The organism is Sorangium sp. So ce119, from assembly GCF_051524405.1.
Taxonomy (GTDB): Bacteria; Myxococcota_A; Polyangia; order Polyangiales; family Polyangiaceae; genus Sorangium; species Sorangium cellulosum_G.
Map to the genome: position 1 here is coordinate 1,864,140 of NZ_CP150310.1, position 18,610 is coordinate 1,882,749.

Sequence of the window (18,610 nt, forward strand, 5' to 3'; positions counted from 1 at the left end):
CCGGGCGCGCCGCGGGCCGGGCCTGGCACGGCGTTCGCCTGTCGACGGCCACCGATGGGTGCAAAGGAGAACGCGCGATGAAGGTACTGGTGACCGGCGGCACAGGGGTGGTGGGCCCGGAGGTGGTGCGGCGACTCCTGAGGAAGGGGCACAGCGTCCGGCTCCTGTCGCGCCACGCGAGCGACGATCGCAAGGCGTTCGAGGGCGACGTCGAGGCGTTCGACGGCGACATCGGCGACGCCGCGTCGGTGCACGGCGCCGCCGAGGGGTGCGACGCGGTCGTCCACCTCGCGGCGGTGGTGGCGGAGCGGCCGCCGGAGGTCACGTTCGAGCGCGTCAACGTCGAGGGCACGCGCAACCTCGTCGCCGAAGCCGAGCGGGCGCGCGTCCTGCGCTTCGTCCACGTCTCGTCGCTGGGCGCCGACCGGGGCGAGTCGGCCTACCACCGCTCGAAGAAGCAGGGCGAGGACATCGCCCGCACCTTCTCGCGCGAGTGGATCATCGTCCGCCCCGGCAACGTGTTCGGCCCGGGCGACGAGCAGATCTCGCTCCTGCTCAAGATGATGCGCACGCTGCCGGTCGTGCCCCTCGTCGGGAAGGGGGACGATCCGTTCCAGCCGGTCTGGTGCGAGGACTGCGGCGAGGCGCTCGCCGCCGCGGCCGAGCGCGCCGACCTCGCGGGGCGCGAGCTCGACCTGGCGGGCGCCGAGGTGACGTCGATGAACAAGGTGCTCGACCGCTTCGAGGCCATGACCGACAGGCACCCGACCCGGCTCCCGCTGCCGGCGTGGATCGAGTCGACGGGGGCGAAGCTCGCGGCGAAGTTCGGCATCGAGACGCCGGTGAACGCCGACCAGATCACGATGGTGACCGAGGGCAACGTCATCCCCGAGGGCCGCGAGAACGCCCTCGACGTGCTCGGCGTCCAGGCGACGCCGCTCGACGAGGCGCTGGGCAAGCTCGGCGACTCGCTGCCCGAGCGGCTGCCGTCCGAGGGGATCGGCCCGATGCACCGCAAGCTGTACCGCGCGGTGATCCGCGGCTCGCGCCTCGACGCGGAGGGGCTGATCGCGCTGCTGCGCGACGAGTTCCCGTCGCTGGCGCCGCGCGAGACGGTCGTGGTCGGCGCGGAGCCCGCGAGCCCGAAGCGCATCGCGCCGGGCGCGACGCTCACGATGGCCTTGCCGCTGCGCGGGCACGTCCAGGTGCGCGTCGAGGAGGTCGCGCCCCGCGCGATCACCCTCGCGACGCTCGAGGGCCACCCGCTCGCGGGCGCCGTGCGCTTCCTGGCCGAGCCGGCGGGCGACGGGGCGGTCCGCTTCGAGGTGCAGACGTGGAACCGCGCGTCGACCCTGGCCGATCTGCTGGTGATGGAGACGCTGGGCGGCGCGATCCAGACGTACACGTGGACCTCGCTGGTCGAGACGGTCATCGAGCGCAGCGGCGGCCGCGCGGAGAAGGGCGTCGAGGTGACGCGCGACGACCCGGACGAGCAGGAGGGCAAGGCGTTCGAGCGCTGGCTGGAGGAGCTCATCCTCCGCCGCGTGCGGCGCGACGACGCCCCGGCGCCCGCGATGGCCGCGGGGTGAGGGGCTGCGCGCCGGCCCGGCAGCCTCGGCACGGTGGATGGCGGTGTCGCTTCATGCCCCGATCGTGGCGAGGGTCGGGGCAACCCGCCACGCGAGGCGCCGAGCTCGTCCGCGGCATGTGCTAGGTGCAGGGCGCCCGCCCGCGCGTCGCGCGCGGCCTCCGCTGGGCAGAGCGAGCCACCGTGTCCCACCCCCTCGTCATCAAGGATGATCTGACCGTCCCCGTCGCCCTCCTGAGCTGGAGCGCCGTGCGCGCGTCGGGCCCCGGCGGTCAGAACGTCAACAAGGTCGCCTCGAAGGTCGAGCTGCGCCTCGACTTCGCGGCGTGGCCGGAGCTCGCCGCCGACGCCAAGGCGCGGCTGCGCGAGATCGCCCGCGGGCGGCTCGACGCCGAGGGACGCCTGCTGATCGTGAGCCAGCTCACGCGCGATCAGCAGCGCAACCTGGACGATGCGCGCGAGAAGCTGCGCGCGCTGCTGCTGCGGGCGCTCGAGCCGCCGGTGCTGCGGAGGCCGACGCGGCCGACGCGGGCGTCGAAGGCACGGCGGCTCGACGAGAAGCGGCGGACGGGCGAGAAGAAGCAGGTGCGCCGCGGCGGCCACGCCGAGTGAGGCGGGGCGCGGTCGCGCCGCGCTCGCCGTCAGCGCTTGCGCCGGGAGCGCGCGACGACCGCGGCCGCCGTCGTCGCGGTGGCCGCCTTCGCGAGCCATCGGCGCAGCTTGTTCACGTCGTTGCAGCCGGCGATCGCGCGCGCCACCCCGGCCGGTATCGCGATTCCGCGCGACCGCAGCACGGTGGTGATGGCCTGCTGCGCCATCCTGAGCTCGCCGATGGCCTCGCCGCGGGCCTCGTCGATGGCCTCGCCGTCGGCCTCGCCGACGGCCGTGCCGCGGCCCTCGCCGTGGGCCACTCTGCGCGCCACGCGTGCGGCGAGCGCTTCCACGAGCGCGGGCACGCGCTTGTCAAGCAGCGCCCGGGCCACGGCGTCGTCCGAGGACGCGGCATCGAATAACGATTGAATCGGCATCGGGCGCACGAGGCACGGGTCCTCGATGGTCGCGTTCTTCGGGAGGGGCTGCCAGCCGTCGGTCTCGCGCGACCACTCCAGCACCCGGCGCTGCTTCACCAGGATGCAGAACACCCGCCGCACGCCGCGCCCGATGAGCCGGCGCGCCTTATCGGTCGGGACGGCGAGGGCCTGCTTCTCGCAGATCTCGAACGCCATCTCCTCCAGCCGCCGGCGGCCTCCGCGGTCGGGCTTCTGCGCGAAGACGCTGGCGTCGGGCGCGTGATCGCTGGCCTCGTCGGTCCGGGTGAGCATGTCGACGGCGCCGCGGTAGCCCTTCGCGACGTGGGCGCCGAGCACGTAGGTCAGATCGAAGTGCTGGGTTGCCTGCGGCGGCTCGGCCGGGGCGGCGAACAGCTCGGCGCCGTCGAGGTACTCCACCCGCGTCTCGGGCGGGGCCAGCCGGTCGTCCACGTGCGGCAGGCGCGCGCGCGCCCTGCCGCCCGAGGTCGATGGCGCGTTGGGCGTGCGACCGGAGCCGTCGACGCCCGGGGCGAGGGGGGCGCGATCTCGCTTGGGCATCGGCCGCAACATAGCGCGGCGCGCGCGCCTGGCAGCGATGGACGTGCGGGCGGCGCACGCGACGCCGCGCTTACGCCGGAGCGGGCCGGATCATTCGTGCGCCTTCAGATACCCCAGCTCGTGAAGCCCCATCCACCCGACCTCCGGGTCCGTGCACGCGCCCTCCCTGAGCTGCGCGACGAAGGCCTCGATCGGCTTCTCGATCACGTCGATGAACTCGGTCTCGTCCAGCGACTGCGCCCCGCGACGCGCGCACTCCACGGCGAGGAACGCGTGCCGCTCGATCGTCGAGTAGGCGCACTCGAGCGGTCGGCCGAGCGGAAGGAGCCGCCCGGCGACATACCCCGTCTCCTCGAGCAGCTCGCGCGCCGCTGCGTCCTCCGGGGTCTCGCCCGGCTCGACGCCGCCGCCGGGGAGCTCGTCGAGGATCCGGTCCGGCCCCGGCCTGTACTGGCGCGCCAGGATCACGCGATTCTCCAGTGAAATCGGGAGGATGCAGACGACCCGCCCCTCCTTCTTGAGCGAGAACGTGCGCACCTGCCCGTCCGGAAGCTCGAAGGTGACGTCCTCGATCCTCCGCCACGGCGAGTGCTGGATCACGCGCCGCTCCAGTGCCTTCCACCGCACGACCGCCATGAAGAACCACCTCCGAGCCCGGGCGCTCCGGATCGTCCGCGGCGAGCCCGGAGGGGCATGGGTAGCCCATGGCGACCGCGGCCACCAGGTCGCGCGGGCCGGTCCCGCGGGGCCGCGCGCGGCGCCCCCGCCCACCGCGCAGCGGCGCGCACCCGTGATGGCGGGCCGGAGATCGGATAGGACAGGGAGTCGAGCGCCATGGGCCCCACCGGCTGTATCAAGGCCATCCGACTCTGCGTCCTCACCGCGTCGCGCGCGGGCGTCGACCCGCGCGCGGCCCTCGCCGCCGCCGAGGTCGACCCCGCCCTGCTCGAGGACCCGACCGCCCGCGTTCCGCACGACACGGTCGTCCGCGCGTGGACCCGCGTCCCCGATCTCGCGCGCGACCCCGCGTTCGGCCTGCACGCGGCCGAGCTGCTCGTCGACCACCTGTTTGACGTCGTCGATTTCGTCACCGGCCAGTGCGCCACGGTGCGCGAGGTGATCGGCTGCGTGCTGCGGTATCAGCGGCTCATCCACGATGCCCTGGACGTGCGGCTCACGGTGGACGGCGCGCGCGCCCGCATCTCGCAGCGCTTCGTCGGCGCCGTCGCGCCGCCCCAGCTCTCGAGCTTCATCATGGGCCTGTGGGTCCTGCGCGCGCGCGCCCTCACCGGCGTGCCGTTCGCGCCCCACCGGGTCACCTTCGCCCACGCCGCCCCGGCGGATCGCGCCGAGTACGACCGTCTCCTCGGCGTGCCGCTCGCCTTCGACGCGGACGAGAACGCCGTCCTGTTCGACGCCTCGTTCCTCGACGCCCCCACGCTGCGCGCGGATCCGGCGCTGGGCGCCGTCCTCCGCCGGCACGCCGACGAGCTGCTCGCCGGCCTCCCGGCAGACCCCAGCGTGCGCAGCGCGCTCGAGCGCCACCTCATCGAGTCGCTCGGGCGCGGCGCCCCCGACGTCGCCGCCGCGGCGCGCGCCCTCGGCATGAGCGCGCGGACCTTGCAACGGAGGCTCGGCGACGAGGGCGAGAGCTACAAGAGCGTCCTCGACGAGGCGCGCCGCAAGCTCGCCGTGGCCCACATGCGCGAGCGCGGCCGCACCATCTCCGAGGTCGCGTTCCTCCTGGGCTTCTCCGAGGTGAGCGCCTTCTCGCGCGCCTTCCGCCGCTGGACCGGGCACAGCCCCGCCGCGTACCGCCGCTCCGCCTGACGAGCGCATCGAAGGGCGCGAGCTGCTCGGGGTCGGTCAGGAGACGGGCCGGAGGGGGCGCTCTGCACGGGGAACGTCGGACACGGCGAACGTGCGCATGATCGGCAGGGTTATCATGCGGCCCCTTGGTGAACGCGGCCGCGTAGGCCTCGTTGGCGTGCAAGGGGAAAACAATTCATGGATGCAGAAATAATCCTGAATGGTTTCGAAATGTTGACTGCTGTACCCGGCCGCTACGCGGCAAGCGCGGGGAGGCCGGGGGAGCTGTACGGTGCCATGGGCGCGCGCCCGTGCCGGTGCTGGCGGTCGCGGGTGACATTTGCCGCACCGCTGTCGTTGAGGTCCACGAAACCGGCTTTTTGATTAGAGTGGTAGTCGTCAGTGGCAGGGGGCAGTCAGGGTGCCTCTCGGGGGAGGAAGGGGCCCCCCTTGGGGCAGTCCGACTGCCCTCCGGCATCGAATTCGGCCCCCGAGAGGCAGTCGAGGTGCCTCCCCGGCATCGAATTCGGCCCCCGAAGGGCAGTCGAGGTGCCTCCCCGGCATCGAATTCGGCCCCCGAAGGGCAGTCGAGGTGCCTCCCCGGCATCGATGTCTCGTTCCCGAGGCAGCTCGCGTGCCCCTTCGACACCGAGGTCGACCGCCCGAAGGCAGTCGAGGTGCCTCCAGACACAGAATCGGGTCGCCTGGTACGACGCGAGAGACAAGCGGCCGATGCGCTGGCGCGTCCAGTGGGGGCGGCCCCGCACCGCCCGCGCTCGGAACACACGACGGCGCGCAACGTCAACCGCCGCTTGTCAGCAGGCGTCCTGGGGCAGCGACGTTGCTCGCCGTGCTTGTCGACATGCGCTTTGCGTTGGCGTCGCTTGCTGCGCTTATCGGCATGCGTACTGCAGCGCTGTTGCCCACTGCGATTGTCGGCATGCGTCTCGCAGCGCGGTCGCTCGCCGTTGCCTCCAGCCGGCCGGTGACGTCGCGCTCGGAGGGCGGGGTCCCTGCTGTTTGCGCCAGAGGCGGGTTTAGGGGGCCCGAAGAGCGCGCTACGTCGCCCGCCGGCTGGTCAGGGCGGTGGGCCCCCGCCCGACCCGATCGACGCGGTGACGGCGAGCCTTCTCGACGGTCTGGAGCGAATCATGGCAACGCGTTCATTGGCAGACTTGATGTACGGGGTCGTTGATGCCGTAATAGTGATCTGTCAAGGTAAAATCAGGCCAGTATTTGTACCAAAGGCCGAGGTGTCTCTGGTTGCCGGGCGGGTCGTTGTGAAAGAAGTCTTCGGTGAGGGCGGCGAGCTCGAGCCGCTGCACGTTGCGGGTGGCGACGGCGGCCGGCGACGAACCGAGCATGCCCCCGAGCGGGACGGCGCCCGACCAGCTCGTGGTGCTCGTCCACTGGTTGTGCCAGAGGCGGCCGTCGAGGCCGCGCACGAAGACATCGAAGCGGTCAGGGCCCCACGACGCGATGGCCGGCGCCGAACCGGGGTAAAGCAAGGTGCCATCCAGGGGCTGGGGGCCGCCCCATGCGCCGCCACTCTTGACCGAGATCCAAGGCCGGTCGTCGATGCCGTGGCCGGCGACGTGTACCATGCCGGCGGCGGCCGAGACGGCCGCGGGCTTGCCGACGAAGGTGCCCGTGTTGATCGCCGACCACGAGGCCGACCAGCCGACGCCCTGGTCGAAAGTGCGCACGTAAAACCGGTTGTCGCTGCCGCGCACGAAGACCTCGAGGTGGTTGAGCCACGACGCGATCGCGGGCGCCGAGGCCGCGCCGCCGGCGGGCGCCCCGATCGACGACCAGTTGCTCCACGTGCCTGAGTAGGTTCGAATGTAAATGTTGTTGTTCGACGCCCGGGCGACGAGGTCGGTGCGGCCCGAGGCCCACGACGTGACGGCAGGGTCGCTGTTGAACATGACGCCGGCGGGCAGCCCAGTCAGCGGGTGTTGCACCCAGTCAGACCACGATTGAAACGCGCCCCCGTTGTAGGTCTTGTATTTTTGGTAAATGCGCCCAACGTGGTTGGTTTTGTCGTCTTCGCCGCGAACGAAGAAAGACAGGTCGGGGGCGCCCCACGATGTGACCGCGGGGTCGCCGGCCATGTACACGGCGCTCGCGCCCGAGCCGGCGAGCACGTGCTCGAGGGGGTGGTCGGCGCCCATATCTTTGCCCAGGTTGTGAAAAGGCACCCAGCCGGCGTACGACCGGTAGAGTTCGAGCACGGCCGAGCCGTCGGCGGCCGTGGGCCCGTTGTTCGGCGCTTCGTTGGCCGAGCCGGCGGGGACCCAGCCATCATGGTTGGCCTCTTGATGGTCGAGCTCGCAGATATCGGTCGAGTTTGGGTAGCCCATGACCGAGGTCGAGTCGAAGGGGCCGAAAAGGCCGGTGATGCTCGGCTGGTCGCCCGCTGAGGCCGCGGGCCAGGCGCGACATTTGAAGGGCAAGCCGCGCGGCGGCGCGCCTGCGGTCTCGGGCTCTTCACAGAAATACGATTTTGAAAGGCGGACGTACCGATCGCGGTCGTGGCGCTCGAAGTTGTGGGGCAGCCCAATAACGTGACCCAGCTCGTGCGCAATGGTTTGGGGCGACTGGTTGGCGTCGATGCCCATATCCCAGTTGCCCGCGTCGGTCGGGGTACCGCCATTGTTTCTCTGCAGGTTGATGGTCAGCCATCTCGCTTCGCCGGCGCAATTGTTGGCGGGGCACTCGACGAAGTCGAGCGCCCCGCTGGTCGCTTGCTCCCAGAGCTCGGTGACGCGACGAATTCGAGCTTTGTCGAGCGACGAATAGTTGCCCTCGAACCGGAAGGGGATGCGAGCATTCGGCCAGGGGTAGCCGCCGCAAGAAACGTATTGGCATTGCTGATTTGCGGGGGGGGCGCACGAGGTGAGGGGCGGTTCGCTTTCGAGGCCGGTCTCGCACGCAATTGCCACGGCGGGCGAGGCGACCGCGTCGACGGGCTCGGGCGCCGTGGCGTCGGCGTCGTCGACGGGCGCGTCGCACGCGCCGATGCCGGCGAGAAAAGCGAGGGGAAGGGCGGCGAACGTTCGGTGGCGTAGCATAGACAAGTATGAACCTCTTTGTGATGAGAGCTGGCAACGGGCCCGTGGCGGGCGCAGGTGAAGATCGGCCGGGGGCGAGTCGTTGCGGGCCCCTGCGCCGTCGGGCGGCGCGCACGCTTCACGGGTCGACGCGCGATGGCGCGCTGCGAGGGCATGGCGCTCAATTCATGCCGGGGCTTTGGCAGTACTCGCAAGCTACGTGCCGCCCGCCGACGGGGGCCTATGGGCAACCCGGGGCGCCACACGCCCGCGAAGGGCACCCTGCGGGCCGCGCGCCTCGAGGTGCGCTCTCGGCTGCGCGGGGCCTGTCACGCCGGCGCGCTGGCGCGTCAGCCGGCCGTCGGCGCGTCAGCCTGCGGTTGACGCGCCAGCCCGACGACCGGCGCTCCGACCCAGGTTGGGATCGTGGCTCGGGAACGAGGCGATCGACACGCGAGGATCGGAGCGGCGGAGCCTCGGCCACCACCGCGAGCCGGGGAATACCGGGTGAGCTCCCGTCGCTAACTCACGCGCTGAGCGATTCACGGGTGCGGTGGGACTGGCATGGTGCTCGCTGAGGATAGTCCGCGCAAAGCGATTCCGATTTGTCGAGAACGCGTCGATGATCTCGCCAGAGGAAACCGTGTACTCGGGCTCGACGTGGCGCCGCAGCCACTCCCTGCTGGCGTGCTCTGCGTCGGAACCGCGGTTTCCGTTGTGGTCAAGCACGCGGGCACGCTCCGCAGCAACGAGCAGCGATTTCGTTTCAAGGTCCATGTACGTCTGGATCCGTCGATGATGACTGGTCATCCTTTGCACTTCCCCGCGCGCCCGTCCTACCAGGCGCCAGGACGGCCACTCCCTGGCGCGCGAGCTCATCGATCCGGCCGAGCTCGGCCAGGTCGCCGGTGAGGTCCTCGAGCGCGGGCCTGTGCCGCGGCCAGGCTGAGCGCAGAGCGGCCGCGGGGACGAGGTGGACGCCCGCGAGCCGGGCTCGGGGCCGTCAGTGTCCGCCTGGCCGGTGCGCGGAGCCGGCCGTGAAGGTCGAGGGACGCATCGGGCGCTGGTGACTGGCCGTTCGTCGACCAGGTGGTTGACGAACGCCGAAGACTCCACGCGGCATCGCTTCCAAGCGCGAGCTCGAAGCCGCAGCGCGCGAGCTCGAAGCGCTGGTCGCGTGATTCCAGCTCGTGCCGCCAGGGCCCGCCGGTCCGATCTCGAAGGTGACGCCCTCGAGCGTGAGCTGGTCCTCGTCGAGGTAGGCGACGCGCGACGCCGATCGAGTCGCCGCCACGCCCTGGGCCGCCGTAGCCGCCGGGCCCGCCATCGCCACCATCGGGGGAACGTCGTGCTGACCGTGGCCTGACGGCGCGCCCGGACAACACGTTGGCGCCGCCGGTCAAGGACGGGACGCGCGCTCGTCCGCATCCTTGCTGGCATGACGTACATCATTCCGAGCCAGGCGCAGGCGCACGCGGGATTGCGCGCCATCAAGGACGTCCTCACCTCGGCCGGCCCCCTCGACGAGCCACGCCGCGCCGCCATCGCCGCCGTGCAGCGGCACCTCCTCCACACGGACCTCGACATCGACGCGCTCGCCCCGATCACGCCCGAGGAGCTCGCGCGCGCGGTCGGGGACCCCGCGCTCCGCGAGCAGCTCGTCAACGGCCTGTGCGCCATGACGCTGTGCGGCGAGCGCATCGACGAGCGCGAGCTGATCGAGGTCGAGCGCTTCGCCGCGGCGCTGGGGGCCCGCCCCGACGCGGTCCGCCAGATCCATCGCCTCCACGAGCGGCGGCTGCTGCTTTTGCGCATCGACATCGCCCGCAACGCGCTGCTCGGCAAGAGCGTGCGGCGCATGCTGGACGAGGGCGGTGTTTACGGCCTTGCCAGGAACCTCGCGAGCTTCGCCGGCCTCGCGGAGAACGAGCCCGTCGCCGCGCGCTATCGCTCCCTCGAGGGGTACAGGGAGGGCACCCTCGGCAAGGCGCTCTTCACCTTCTATCGAGCGAACGGCTTCGCTTTTCCCGGCGAGAAGCGCGGTGTGCCCGAGGGCGTGCTCACCCACGATCTCAGCCACATCCTCGCGGGCTACGGCACGGACCTGCGCGGCGAGGCGATGACGATCGCCTTCCAGGCGGGGTATCGCCGCGAGAACCCGTTCGGCATCCTCGTGTTCCTGCTCGTCCAGCTCCAGCAAGGGGTCCAGCTCACGGTGCTCGCGCCCGCGCAGCAGGGGATGCTCGCGACGCCCGGGCTCGCCGACGACATCGTGCGATCGTTCGTTCGAGGCACGAGGATGAACATCGATCTGATGGATGACTGGGACTTCTGGTCCGTCATGGCGGTGGATCTCGACGAGCTGCGCCGCCTTTACGGCGTGCTCCCCCTGGCGGCCGCGGCCTGATCCGCCTTATCCGCCGAAGCCCCCGGCGGCCGTCTTCGAGAATGACGCGCCGCCCTGGCTGGCGCGCACCGCCGACTGGGAGAACAGCGCGAACGCCTTGCGGATGTCGGCCGCGTCGCTCTTCGGCGTCAGGATCCAGCGGTCCTCGATCCCCATGTCGCGGAAGACGGCGTGGAAGTCGGTGTTGCCGTCGTGGATGCCGATCGCCGCCACGATGTGGGACTCGGCGCGCCGCATGTCGCGGACGAGCGCGCACACGTCCTTTGCCTTGGCCCACGTCGAGCCCGCGTCGGCGCCGTCGGAGATGATCAGCGTGACCGTGCGCGCCGGGACGCCGCTCAGCGCGAACTCCTGCGCCTTCGCGATCACCGTGCCGAGGAGCACCACCGTCTGGTCGTAGAGCGGCGTGCCGAGCTGGGGATCGTAGTTCTTCGTGTCCATCTTCACCGCCTGCGCGATCGGGCAATACGGGTACAGCACCGTCCCGTTCAGATAACGATTGTGCGCCAGGATGGAGTCGCGCTGCCTGGAGTCGGCGAGGGCGCTCACCACGAGGTTGTGCCCGTCCCGCACCGCCTTGGCGTTGCCGGCGAACTTGATGGATCCCGAGTCGTCGGGCATCACCGTGACCAGCACCACCTCCGACGACGCCACGTCGTCCACCTGCACGCCGAAGCCGGCCTGGATCTGGGCGCCGATGTCGGTGATGTGCAGCGCCTGCATCGCCTCGGGCGAGAGCGCGCCCTCGTCCCGCGCCGCCTCGAAGAGCTGCTCGATATCGAGCGAGCCATCGCGAGCCGGCCTGTTCCCGTCGTCCTTGCTCATGTTCATCGAAACCTCCACGGTCACACGTTTCAAGCGCGCGAAATCAGGGGCGGCCGGCGCTGGTCGCGCGTTCGCCGGCGCTCTTCCTTGGCTCGATGAGAGGAAGAGAAGAGATTTGAACCACAGAGGCACAGAGGGCACAGAGGGGAGAAGGAGAGAAAATATTTATCTCTATCTATCTCTTCTCTCTCTCTCTCTCTCTCTCTCTCTCTCTCTCTCTCTCTCTCTCTCTCTCTCTTTCTCTCTTTCTCTCTTCCTCTGTGCCCTCTGTGCCTCTGTGGTTCAAATTCTCTCTTCTCTTCTTCACCTCACCGGCCCGGTCACCACCGCGCTAGACGAGCCAGCGCGCGATGGGGTCGGTGCTCTTCACCAGGTTCATGCCGGCCGCGGCGAAGCGGCTCAGCGCCTTGTCCGCCTCGGCGGTGAAGTCGGCGAGGAAGCCGCCCTTGCCGTCGGGCACCGTGACCGGCGACATGCAGTCGGTCATGACGTAGATCTTCTTCGCGAGCGCGCGATCGGTCAGCGCGATCTCCGTCAGGATGTCCTCGATCGAGCTGCGCACGCAGTGGCTCGCGGCCTGGCCGGCGATGATCACCGCGTCCGCGTGGAGCAGCGTCTTCAGGAAGAGCGTGCTCCGCTGCGCCAGCGGCTGACCGTCGTGCCGCGTGAGCACCTCGGGCTGCATCACCGAATAGTTCTCGGTGAGCGGGTTGCCGCCCTTCACCTCCACCCACGACTGCACCCCGCGCGCGAACGCGTGGAACATCCGCGCCTCGTGCACGACCCCCGCGAGCGCGTGCCCGTCGCTGCCGAGGATGCAGTGCGGCGGCCACAGGTAGAGCTTGTACTTGCCCGCCTTCTCGAGCTCCTCGCAGTAATACCGGACCTGCTTCATGAGCCACGGATAGCTGCCGCCGCAGAGCCACCGCGCCACGGCCGGGTTCGGCCGCACCTCGCCCGCGTCGATCTGCGCCGTCGTGATCTCGCGGTGCGCGGAGAGCGGACGGTCCTCGCGATCCACCCAGAAGGCCGGGAAGAAGATCTGGTATGCAAAGTGGGTGTCCATCGTGACGGTGACGTTCGTGATCGACCCGAGGTTCCTGTAGATGAACTCCGCGATGCGGCGGCTGTCGTCGACCGCGCCCGTGCCGCTCCTGCCGGCGACGTAGAGCGAGCCCTGCGGGAAGCAGAAGTCCTTCTGCACGTCGATGAGCAGGAGGTGGACGTTCTGCGCGTCGGCGGCCGACGGCTTCACGCCGTGCGCCTTCCTCCACGCCGCGGCCGCGCCGTGCAGCGCCGTCTCGTCCGGGTGATGACCCCACCGCTCGGCGTTCTTCGGATCATAGAAGGCGGGCAGCGGGAGCTCTGTCGTTTTCATTGTCTCTCTCCTCTCGAACGGCCCGCGCGCGCGGGCCTGAAGAACAGCCGTGGATTCACGAGATGCGAAGCAAGGTGATCGCCTGCGCGTCGACGACGAACAGCCCCTCGGGGCCGACGAGCAGCCGGGAAGCCTGGTTGACGAACGGCTCGGTGCCGGGGAACTGCCGCGCCTCGACGAGCGCTCCCCCGCGGACCTCGACGCGGACGACGCCGCTGTCGGTCGCAGAGAGCAGGAACCCCGACGCCGCGCACTTGCCGGTGAGCGCCCCGAGCCATGAGCCGCCCCCCGCGTCGCCGTCGGCGGCGGCCTCGACCTCGCCGTCCTCGCGCACGACAACGCAGCGGTGCACCGTGCGCCCCGCCTGCTCGGCGGCGAGGAACAGCCACGCGCGCGCGCGGTCGTCGCGCGAGCGCGCGCCGCCGGCGCTTCGCCCGGCGCCCGCGTCGAACACGCACGTGGCCGCGGTGAGCTTGCCGCCGGGGAAAGGCAGCTTGACCGTGTCCTTGAGGCCAGGCCGCTCGGCGTCGAAGACGAACGCGATCGAGACGCTCCCGGCGCGGTAGAAGCCGAGGCCGAACCTGGGGCCGACCCAGAACATCGTCTGCCCCTCGAGGACATCGCCCATCGCGACCGAGCCCGCCTCGCCCGAGAGCGCGGCCGCGCCCGGCCTGCCGCTGCGCAGGAGCTGGCCGCCGCGCGCCCAGTAACGGGCCCGCGCGTTGACGGCGAAGATCGGCCTCGTCCCGAGGCAATCCACCTGGATGCGCTCGGGCGCGGCGCCCGGCGAGAGCACCACGAGCTCGCCGCCGCGGCCGATCAGCGTCGCCCCGCCCTGCACCGCGAAGCGCATCGCGGGGTGGGGCGCGCCGGACATGACGACGGCGCCGTCCTCCCGCACGAAGCGCCCGCCCTCGTGCACCAGGGCAGAGAGCCCGCCGGCGCCGACGGACGCGGCAAGGATCACCCCGCGCGTGCTCAGGATCCGCGTCGCGAGCACCTCGCCGTGCACCACGGTGGACGACTTCACGGCCGCCGGCGCGGCGGAAGCGCAGGTCGGGCAGGCGGCGCGCGCGTGCTCGACGCCGCACGAAGGGCACCTCGTCCAGGCGAGCGCGTCGAGCAGCCGGCGCGGGAACACGCCGCGCTCGTCCTTGACGAAGACGCGGTACAGCGCGTCGAGCAGGTCGTCGGGCAAGACCCGGTACGGAATCGCCGGCTTCGGATACCGCACCTCGCGATCGAACACGGTGATGCGGCGGAGCGGCCTCGCGCTCTCGGGCACCCGCGCCGCCGCGGACCGCGGCCGGAAGACGCCGCCATACGGGCCGACGCAGAGCAGGCTCTGCATGACCATGACGGCGAACGCGTACCAGTCGGACTCGCGCGCGTAAGGCCGCGCCAGCATCGGGCGGGGGAGGGAAGGGTCGCAGAGCAGCGGATCGACGAAGCGCTCGGTGAACACCTGACAGAGGAACGGGCCGAACTGGAAGCTGTCGGCGTCGATGACGAACGCCTCGCCGCCGGCGACAAGCACGTTGAGATCGTTGAAGTCGCCGATCACCACGCCCCGGTCGTGGATCGCCGCCACCGTCCGGTGCAGCCGCGCGAGCACCCCGGACACGGCGGCCGCCGAGAGGCCGCCGTGGCGCATCGACGGCTCGCCGTAGCGCAGGAGCGGCTCCGCGCCGCGCACGAGGCGCATGGCGTACCCCACGATGCGCTTCTTCGACCTGTCGGTCGCGAGCTCGGCGGGCGCGATCACCTGGTCGGGCAGCGCCGCCGGGAACGCGCGCAGCTTGTCCTGGTGGCGCTCGATGCGGGCCTCGGCGGCGCGCTGCTCGGCGTCCTGACCGGCGTAATCCGGGTGATCGGGCGTCTTCCAGACCTTGAGCGCGCGGCCGTCGCCGAGGTCGAACACGTCCGCCTCCCCGCCCTTGCCGATCGAGGCCCGAGGATCGAGCTTTATCCGTTTCGTGCCCAGATACACGTCCACCTTCGCCTCCTTCGGGCGCAAGAAATGCCGAGCTGTCCTCCGCCGAGCCGCGCGCGGCGCGCGTCAATCGCGCTGCCGCGGGGATCTCCGCACCACCACCAGCGTCGTGTCGTCGCGGAGCAGCCCGCCCTCGCGATCCATGCGCTCTTCCTTCCACACCGGCCGCGCCACGTTTCGATTGATGAGCGCGAGCCGCCGCCTCACCGCGTCGGGGTTCCGGAAATACCGATCGTCCTCCCAGAACCTCGACAGCGGGCCGACCTCGCCGCCGCCGCCCGGGATCTGCCGCGCCGACGACTCCAGCAGATCGACGGCGCCGTCGGTCCCGAGCAGGGCAGCCCGGAGCGCGCTCGCCGGGAACGCGCGGTGCACGGTGAAGCGCGGCGCCTCGCCGCCGGGCGGGCGATCGAGCAGGCCATACCCGAGGTACGGGGGCTCGTTCCCCGGGAACGGGCCGAGCCGCAGGAGGTCGTCGCCGAGCGCGATGAGGCCGTCGCCGAGCGAGAACACGCACGCCCTGTCGCCGGAGATCGCGAGGCCGACCACGGTGAACAGGAAGAAGGTCGACACGACCTCGGCGAGGCGCCCGCCCATGGCGCCGGCCGCCGCCCGGAGCGGCGCGAGCGCGCCGCGCCGCACCTCTTCCCACGTCTCCGGCGACTCGATGTCTCCGCCCCGCCCGAGCGCGCCGAGCACCTGCTCGGTCACGATCCTCGCCCCGAGCGCCGCGCCCACCTCGCTGCGCGCGCCGCTGCCGCAGCCGTCGCACACCACCGCGGCCAGGCAGCCGCCCTCGATCCGGAAGGCATAGGCGTCCTGGTTGGGCCGCCCCGCCGCGAGGTGGTCGGTCCCGGTCACCGTGCCGCCGGCGACCTCGAAGGCCGCGTCGCCACCCATGTCAGCCAAGAAAGCGACCTCGCGAGGCATGGTGTTCCCTCCTGCGCCCGGGCTCGGTGAGCGGCCGGCGGTTCGTGTTGCTTACACACCAAGCTTAGTGTCGATCGTACACTTGTCAACCCGGCCGGAGGCGGGCCGGCCGCCCTCGCCGGGCGGAGCGCGCCCTGCGCGGGCGCAGGCCGGAGGGATGTGGCGCCCGGGGGCCGCCGGGCCGCGGCGGGCGCCTAGATCTCGAAGCTGAAGCCGTCCTTCTCGAGCCGCTCGTACTTCCGCCGGTCGAACCGGTAGAGCCGCGCCGCGCGGTGCGCGACGTCCTGCTCGACCTCGTCGAGCTCGACGAGCAGCCCGGTGCCGAGCGCCTTCTTCCGGAAGTTGCGCTTGTCGAGCGGGCGCTCGAGGATCGCCTCGTAGAGCCGCTGGAGCTGCGACAGCGTGAACTTCGGCGGGAGGAGCTCGAACCCGATCGGCCGGTACCGCACCTTGCCCTTGAGCCGCTCCAGCGCGGCCGCGAGGATCTCCTCGTGATCGAAGGCGAGCGCCGGCGTGTCGTCCACCGCGAACCACGCCGCCTCGCGGGCGTCGGTCGCCGCCTTGACCCGGTGATCCCCGAGCTTGACCAGCGCGTAGTACGCCACCGAGACGACGCGCTCGCGCGGGTCGCGCCCGAGGGCGCCGAACGTGTAGAGCTGCTCCAGGAACACCCCCGAGAGCCCCGTCTCCTCGGCGAGCTCCCGCCGCGCCGCGTCGTCCAGCGCCTCGTCGACGCGCACGAAGCCGCCCGGGAGCGCCCACCTGCCGCGGAACGGCTCGAGGTCCCGCCGGATGAGCAGGACCTTGAGGTCCCCGTCGTCGAGGCCGAACACGACGCAATCCACCGTCAGCGCCGGCCGCGGGTGCTCGTACGAGACAGACATGCGATCCTCCATCGGTGTATCCTGTACACGAACATCGGTGTCCGATGTACACTTTCCGGATCCGCGGCGCGCGGGGACGAGCGGGCGCCGGGGGGTCTTTTCATGCGCGCGTCGGCGAGCCAGGCGGGCTCAGGCTTGCTCCGCGAGGCGGCGCGATGTTTCCCTCCGCGCGTTCGCGAAAGGCTCCGCGAAGATCGGCAAACTCTCGACGCGCGGCGCGCGCTCGCGGTAGAAGATTTCCATGACGGGCGCTGGCGAGCTGACGGCGGGCGACGAGATCCAGAATGAGCTCGCGGAGGACCGCGGAGAGGCGGAGCTGCTGCTCCGCGCCGTCCTCGATCACCTCCCGATCAGCGTGGCCAGGTACGACCGAGAGGGCGTCTTCACCTTCCAGGACGGCAAGGGGCTCGGGGCCGTCGGCATGAAGCCGGGACAGCTCGTCGGCGCGAACGTGCTCGATCTCTACGCGGATCACGAGGAGGCCGTGGAGGACCTGCGGCGGGGGTTGGCGGGGGAAGCCTCGCACCGGATCCACGAGGCGCACGGCGTCGTCTTCGAGACATGGCAAGTCCCGGTGCGCGACCAGCGCGGGCAGCCCGAGGGGCTCATCACCGTCACGCTGGACGCCACCGAGGCGAGCCAGCGAGAGCGGGAGCTCCAGATACAGATCGAGATGATCGAGAAGCAGCAGCGGGTCATCCGCGACCTGTCGACGCCGATCATCGAGGTATGGGACAAGGTGCTGACGCTGCCGATGGTGGGGGTGGTGGACAGCCTTCGGATCTCCGAGGTGATGGACAACCTGCTCAACGCGATCGTGAACAAGGACGCTCGGTTCGCGATCCTGGATCTCACGGGGGTGGACGCGGTGGACACGGGGACAGCCGGTTACCTGATCGAGATGATCAACGCGATCCGGCTGCTGGGGGCGGAGGGGATCATCACGGGGATCCGGTCGAACGTGGCGCAGACGATGATCGCGCTCGGTCTCGACCTGTCCAGCGTGACGACGGTGGGCAACCTGCGCGCCGGCCTGAAGCTCTGCATGCGGCGCATGGCCGCGGCGGGCGAGCGCGGCGGCGGCGCGCCGGCGGCGAAATAGTAAGGCGCGCGGCGATCCTCTGGCGAGCACGGGAGCCGCGGAGGTGGCGAGTGCGTTGATCGCGCCGCGAGCGCCAGGCGAGCTCAGCGATGCGGTGCGATATTTCCTCCGGCGGGTTCACGAAACGTTCCGGCGGCGGTCGACAGACCCTCGACGAGCAGCACGCGCGCGGGGTAGAAGGCTTCCATGACGGGGGGCGGTACGTCGATGTCGCTGACGGGGGCGGAGATCCAGAATGAGGCCGGGGCGAAGCTCGGAGAGGCAGAGCTGCTCCTCCGGACCCTCCTCGACAACCTCCCGGTCGCCGTGTGCAGGTACGATCGCGAGGGCATCTTCAGGTTCCACGACGGCAAGGGGCTGGAGGTCTCCGGCATCAAGCCGGGGGAGCACCTCGGCAAGAGCGTCTACGAGCTCTACGCGGGCGCGCCGGGGGCCGTGGAGGCCATCCAGCAGGCGCTCGCGGGGAAGGCGACGCACACCGTCACCGAGGCGCACGGCATCACCTGGGAGACATGGTTCGTCCCCGTGCGCTACAACGGGGAGCCCGGCGCGGTCACGATCACCATGGATGCCACCGCGGCGAGGCAGCGAGAGCAGGAGCTCCGGAGCAAGCTGGAGCTGATCGAGAAGCAGCAGAGGGTCATCCGCGACCTGTCGACGCCGATCATCGAGGTATGGGACAAGGTGCTGACGCTGCCGATGGTGGGGGTGGTGGACAGCCTGCGGATCTCCGAGGTGATGGACAACCTGCTCAACGCGGTCGTGAACAAGGACGCTCGGTTCGCGATCCTGGATCTCACGGGGGTGGACGCGGTGGACACGCGGACGGCCGGTTACCTGATCGAGATGATCAACGCGATCCGGCTGCTGGGGGCGGAGGGGATCATCACGGGGATCCGGTCGAACGTGGCGCAGACGATGATCGCGCTGGGGCTCGACCTGTCCGGCGTGACGACGGTGGGCAACCTGCGCGCCGGCCTGAAGCTCTGCATGCGGCGCATGGCCGCGGCGGGCGAGGGCGGCGTCGCACCGGCGGCGAAATAGCGGTCGCG

At 71.0% G+C, this 18,610-nt stretch carries 15 protein-coding genes; 6 read left to right on the forward strand and 9 right to left on the reverse strand.

Features of this window, described 5'->3' with window-relative positions:
• Positions 1 to 77 precede the first annotated feature (77 nt).
• The gene (locus WME76_RS07390) at positions 78 to 1,589 is read left to right on the forward strand and encodes a DUF1990 family protein (protein ID WP_437959476.1); all 1,512 of its coding nucleotides are present in this window, start codon (positions 78 to 80) and stop codon (positions 1,587 to 1,589) included.
• Between the two features lie 182 nt (positions 1,590 to 1,771).
• Positions 1,772 to 2,200, forward strand: a complete 429-nt coding sequence (arfB, locus tag WME76_RS07395) for an alternative ribosome rescue aminoacyl-tRNA hydrolase ArfB (protein ID WP_437959477.1) — start codon at positions 1,772 to 1,774, stop codon at positions 2,198 to 2,200.
• A 29-nt stretch (positions 2,201 to 2,229) separates the two neighbouring features.
• On the opposite strand, the gene WME76_RS07400 is transcribed toward arfB, so the two are convergent.
• Positions 2,230 to 3,177, reverse strand: a complete 948-nt coding sequence (locus tag WME76_RS07400) for a Uma2 family endonuclease (protein ID WP_437959478.1) — start codon at positions 3,175 to 3,177, stop codon at positions 2,230 to 2,232.
• 90 nt (positions 3,178 to 3,267) lie between these two features.
• Positions 3,268 to 3,813, reverse strand: coding sequence for an NUDIX hydrolase (locus WME76_RS07405; RefSeq protein WP_437959479.1), 546 nt, complete (start codon positions 3,811 to 3,813; stop codon positions 3,268 to 3,270).
• A 198-nt stretch (positions 3,814 to 4,011) separates the two neighbouring features.
• On the opposite strand from WME76_RS07405, the gene WME76_RS07410 reads away from it, so the two are divergent.
• Positions 4,012 to 5,007, forward strand: a complete 996-nt coding sequence (locus WME76_RS07410) for an AraC family transcriptional regulator (protein ID WP_437959480.1) — start codon at positions 4,012 to 4,014, stop codon at positions 5,005 to 5,007.
• A gap of 1,142 nt (positions 5,008 to 6,149) precedes the next feature.
• Here WME76_RS07410 and WME76_RS07415 read toward each other — a convergent pair.
• On the reverse strand, positions 6,150 to 8,060 hold the full coding sequence (locus tag WME76_RS07415) for a M12 family metallopeptidase (RefSeq protein ID WP_437959481.1): 1,911 nt from the start codon (positions 8,058 to 8,060) through the stop codon (positions 6,150 to 6,152).
• A 1,417-nt stretch (positions 8,061 to 9,477) separates the two neighbouring features.
• On the opposite strand from WME76_RS07415, the gene WME76_RS07420 reads away from it, so the two are divergent.
• Positions 9,478 to 10,446 (forward strand): hypothetical protein, encoded by a 969-nt coding sequence (locus tag WME76_RS07420; protein ID WP_437959482.1) that lies wholly within the window; start codon positions 9,478 to 9,480, stop codon positions 10,444 to 10,446.
• A gap of 6 nt (positions 10,447 to 10,452) precedes the next feature.
• Here the strand turns inward: WME76_RS07420 and WME76_RS07425 are convergent, their stop codons facing one another.
• The 6 genes from WME76_RS07425 to WME76_RS07450 all read right to left on the reverse strand — a co-directional run bounded on the left by WME76_RS07425 (position 10,453) and on the right by WME76_RS07450 (position 16,456).
• Complete coding sequence (locus tag WME76_RS07425) at positions 10,453 to 11,277, reverse strand: hypothetical protein (RefSeq protein WP_437959483.1); 825 nt, start codon at positions 11,275 to 11,277, stop codon at positions 10,453 to 10,455.
• 169 nt (positions 11,278 to 11,446) lie between these two features.
• Positions 11,447 to 11,578 carry a hypothetical protein gene (locus tag WME76_RS07430; RefSeq protein WP_437959484.1) on the reverse strand — a complete coding sequence of 44 codons (132 nt, stop codon included), beginning with the start codon at positions 11,576 to 11,578 and terminating at the stop codon, positions 11,447 to 11,449.
• Between the two features lie 24 nt (positions 11,579 to 11,602).
• Positions 11,603 to 12,649 carry a hypothetical protein gene (locus tag WME76_RS07435; RefSeq protein WP_061616767.1) on the reverse strand — a complete coding sequence of 349 codons (1,047 nt, stop codon included), beginning with the start codon at positions 12,647 to 12,649 and terminating at the stop codon, positions 11,603 to 11,605.
• A gap of 55 nt (positions 12,650 to 12,704) precedes the next feature.
• Positions 12,705 to 14,645, reverse strand: a complete 1,941-nt coding sequence (locus tag WME76_RS07440) for a hypothetical protein (protein ID WP_437959485.1) — start codon at positions 14,643 to 14,645, stop codon at positions 12,705 to 12,707.
• A gap of 63 nt (positions 14,646 to 14,708) precedes the next feature.
• Positions 14,709 to 15,542 (reverse strand): protein phosphatase 2C domain-containing protein, encoded by an 834-nt coding sequence (locus WME76_RS07445; RefSeq protein WP_437962086.1) that lies wholly within the window; start codon positions 15,540 to 15,542, stop codon positions 14,709 to 14,711.
• 224 nt (positions 15,543 to 15,766) lie between these two features.
• Complete coding sequence (locus WME76_RS07450) at positions 15,767 to 16,456, reverse strand: NUDIX hydrolase (RefSeq protein WP_437959486.1); 690 nt, start codon at positions 16,454 to 16,456, stop codon at positions 15,767 to 15,769.
• A gap of 241 nt (positions 16,457 to 16,697) precedes the next feature.
• Here WME76_RS07450 and WME76_RS07455 point away from each other — a divergent pair, with 241 nt between their 5' ends.
• Complete coding sequence (locus WME76_RS07455; protein WP_437959487.1) at positions 16,698 to 17,558, forward strand: STAS domain-containing protein; 861 nt, start codon at positions 16,698 to 16,700, stop codon at positions 17,556 to 17,558.
• A 186-nt stretch (positions 17,559 to 17,744) separates the two neighbouring features.
• Positions 17,745 to 18,602, forward strand: a complete 858-nt coding sequence (locus tag WME76_RS07460; protein ID WP_437959488.1) for an STAS domain-containing protein — start codon at positions 17,745 to 17,747, stop codon at positions 18,600 to 18,602.
• Positions 18,603 to 18,610: the final 8 nt, after the last annotated feature.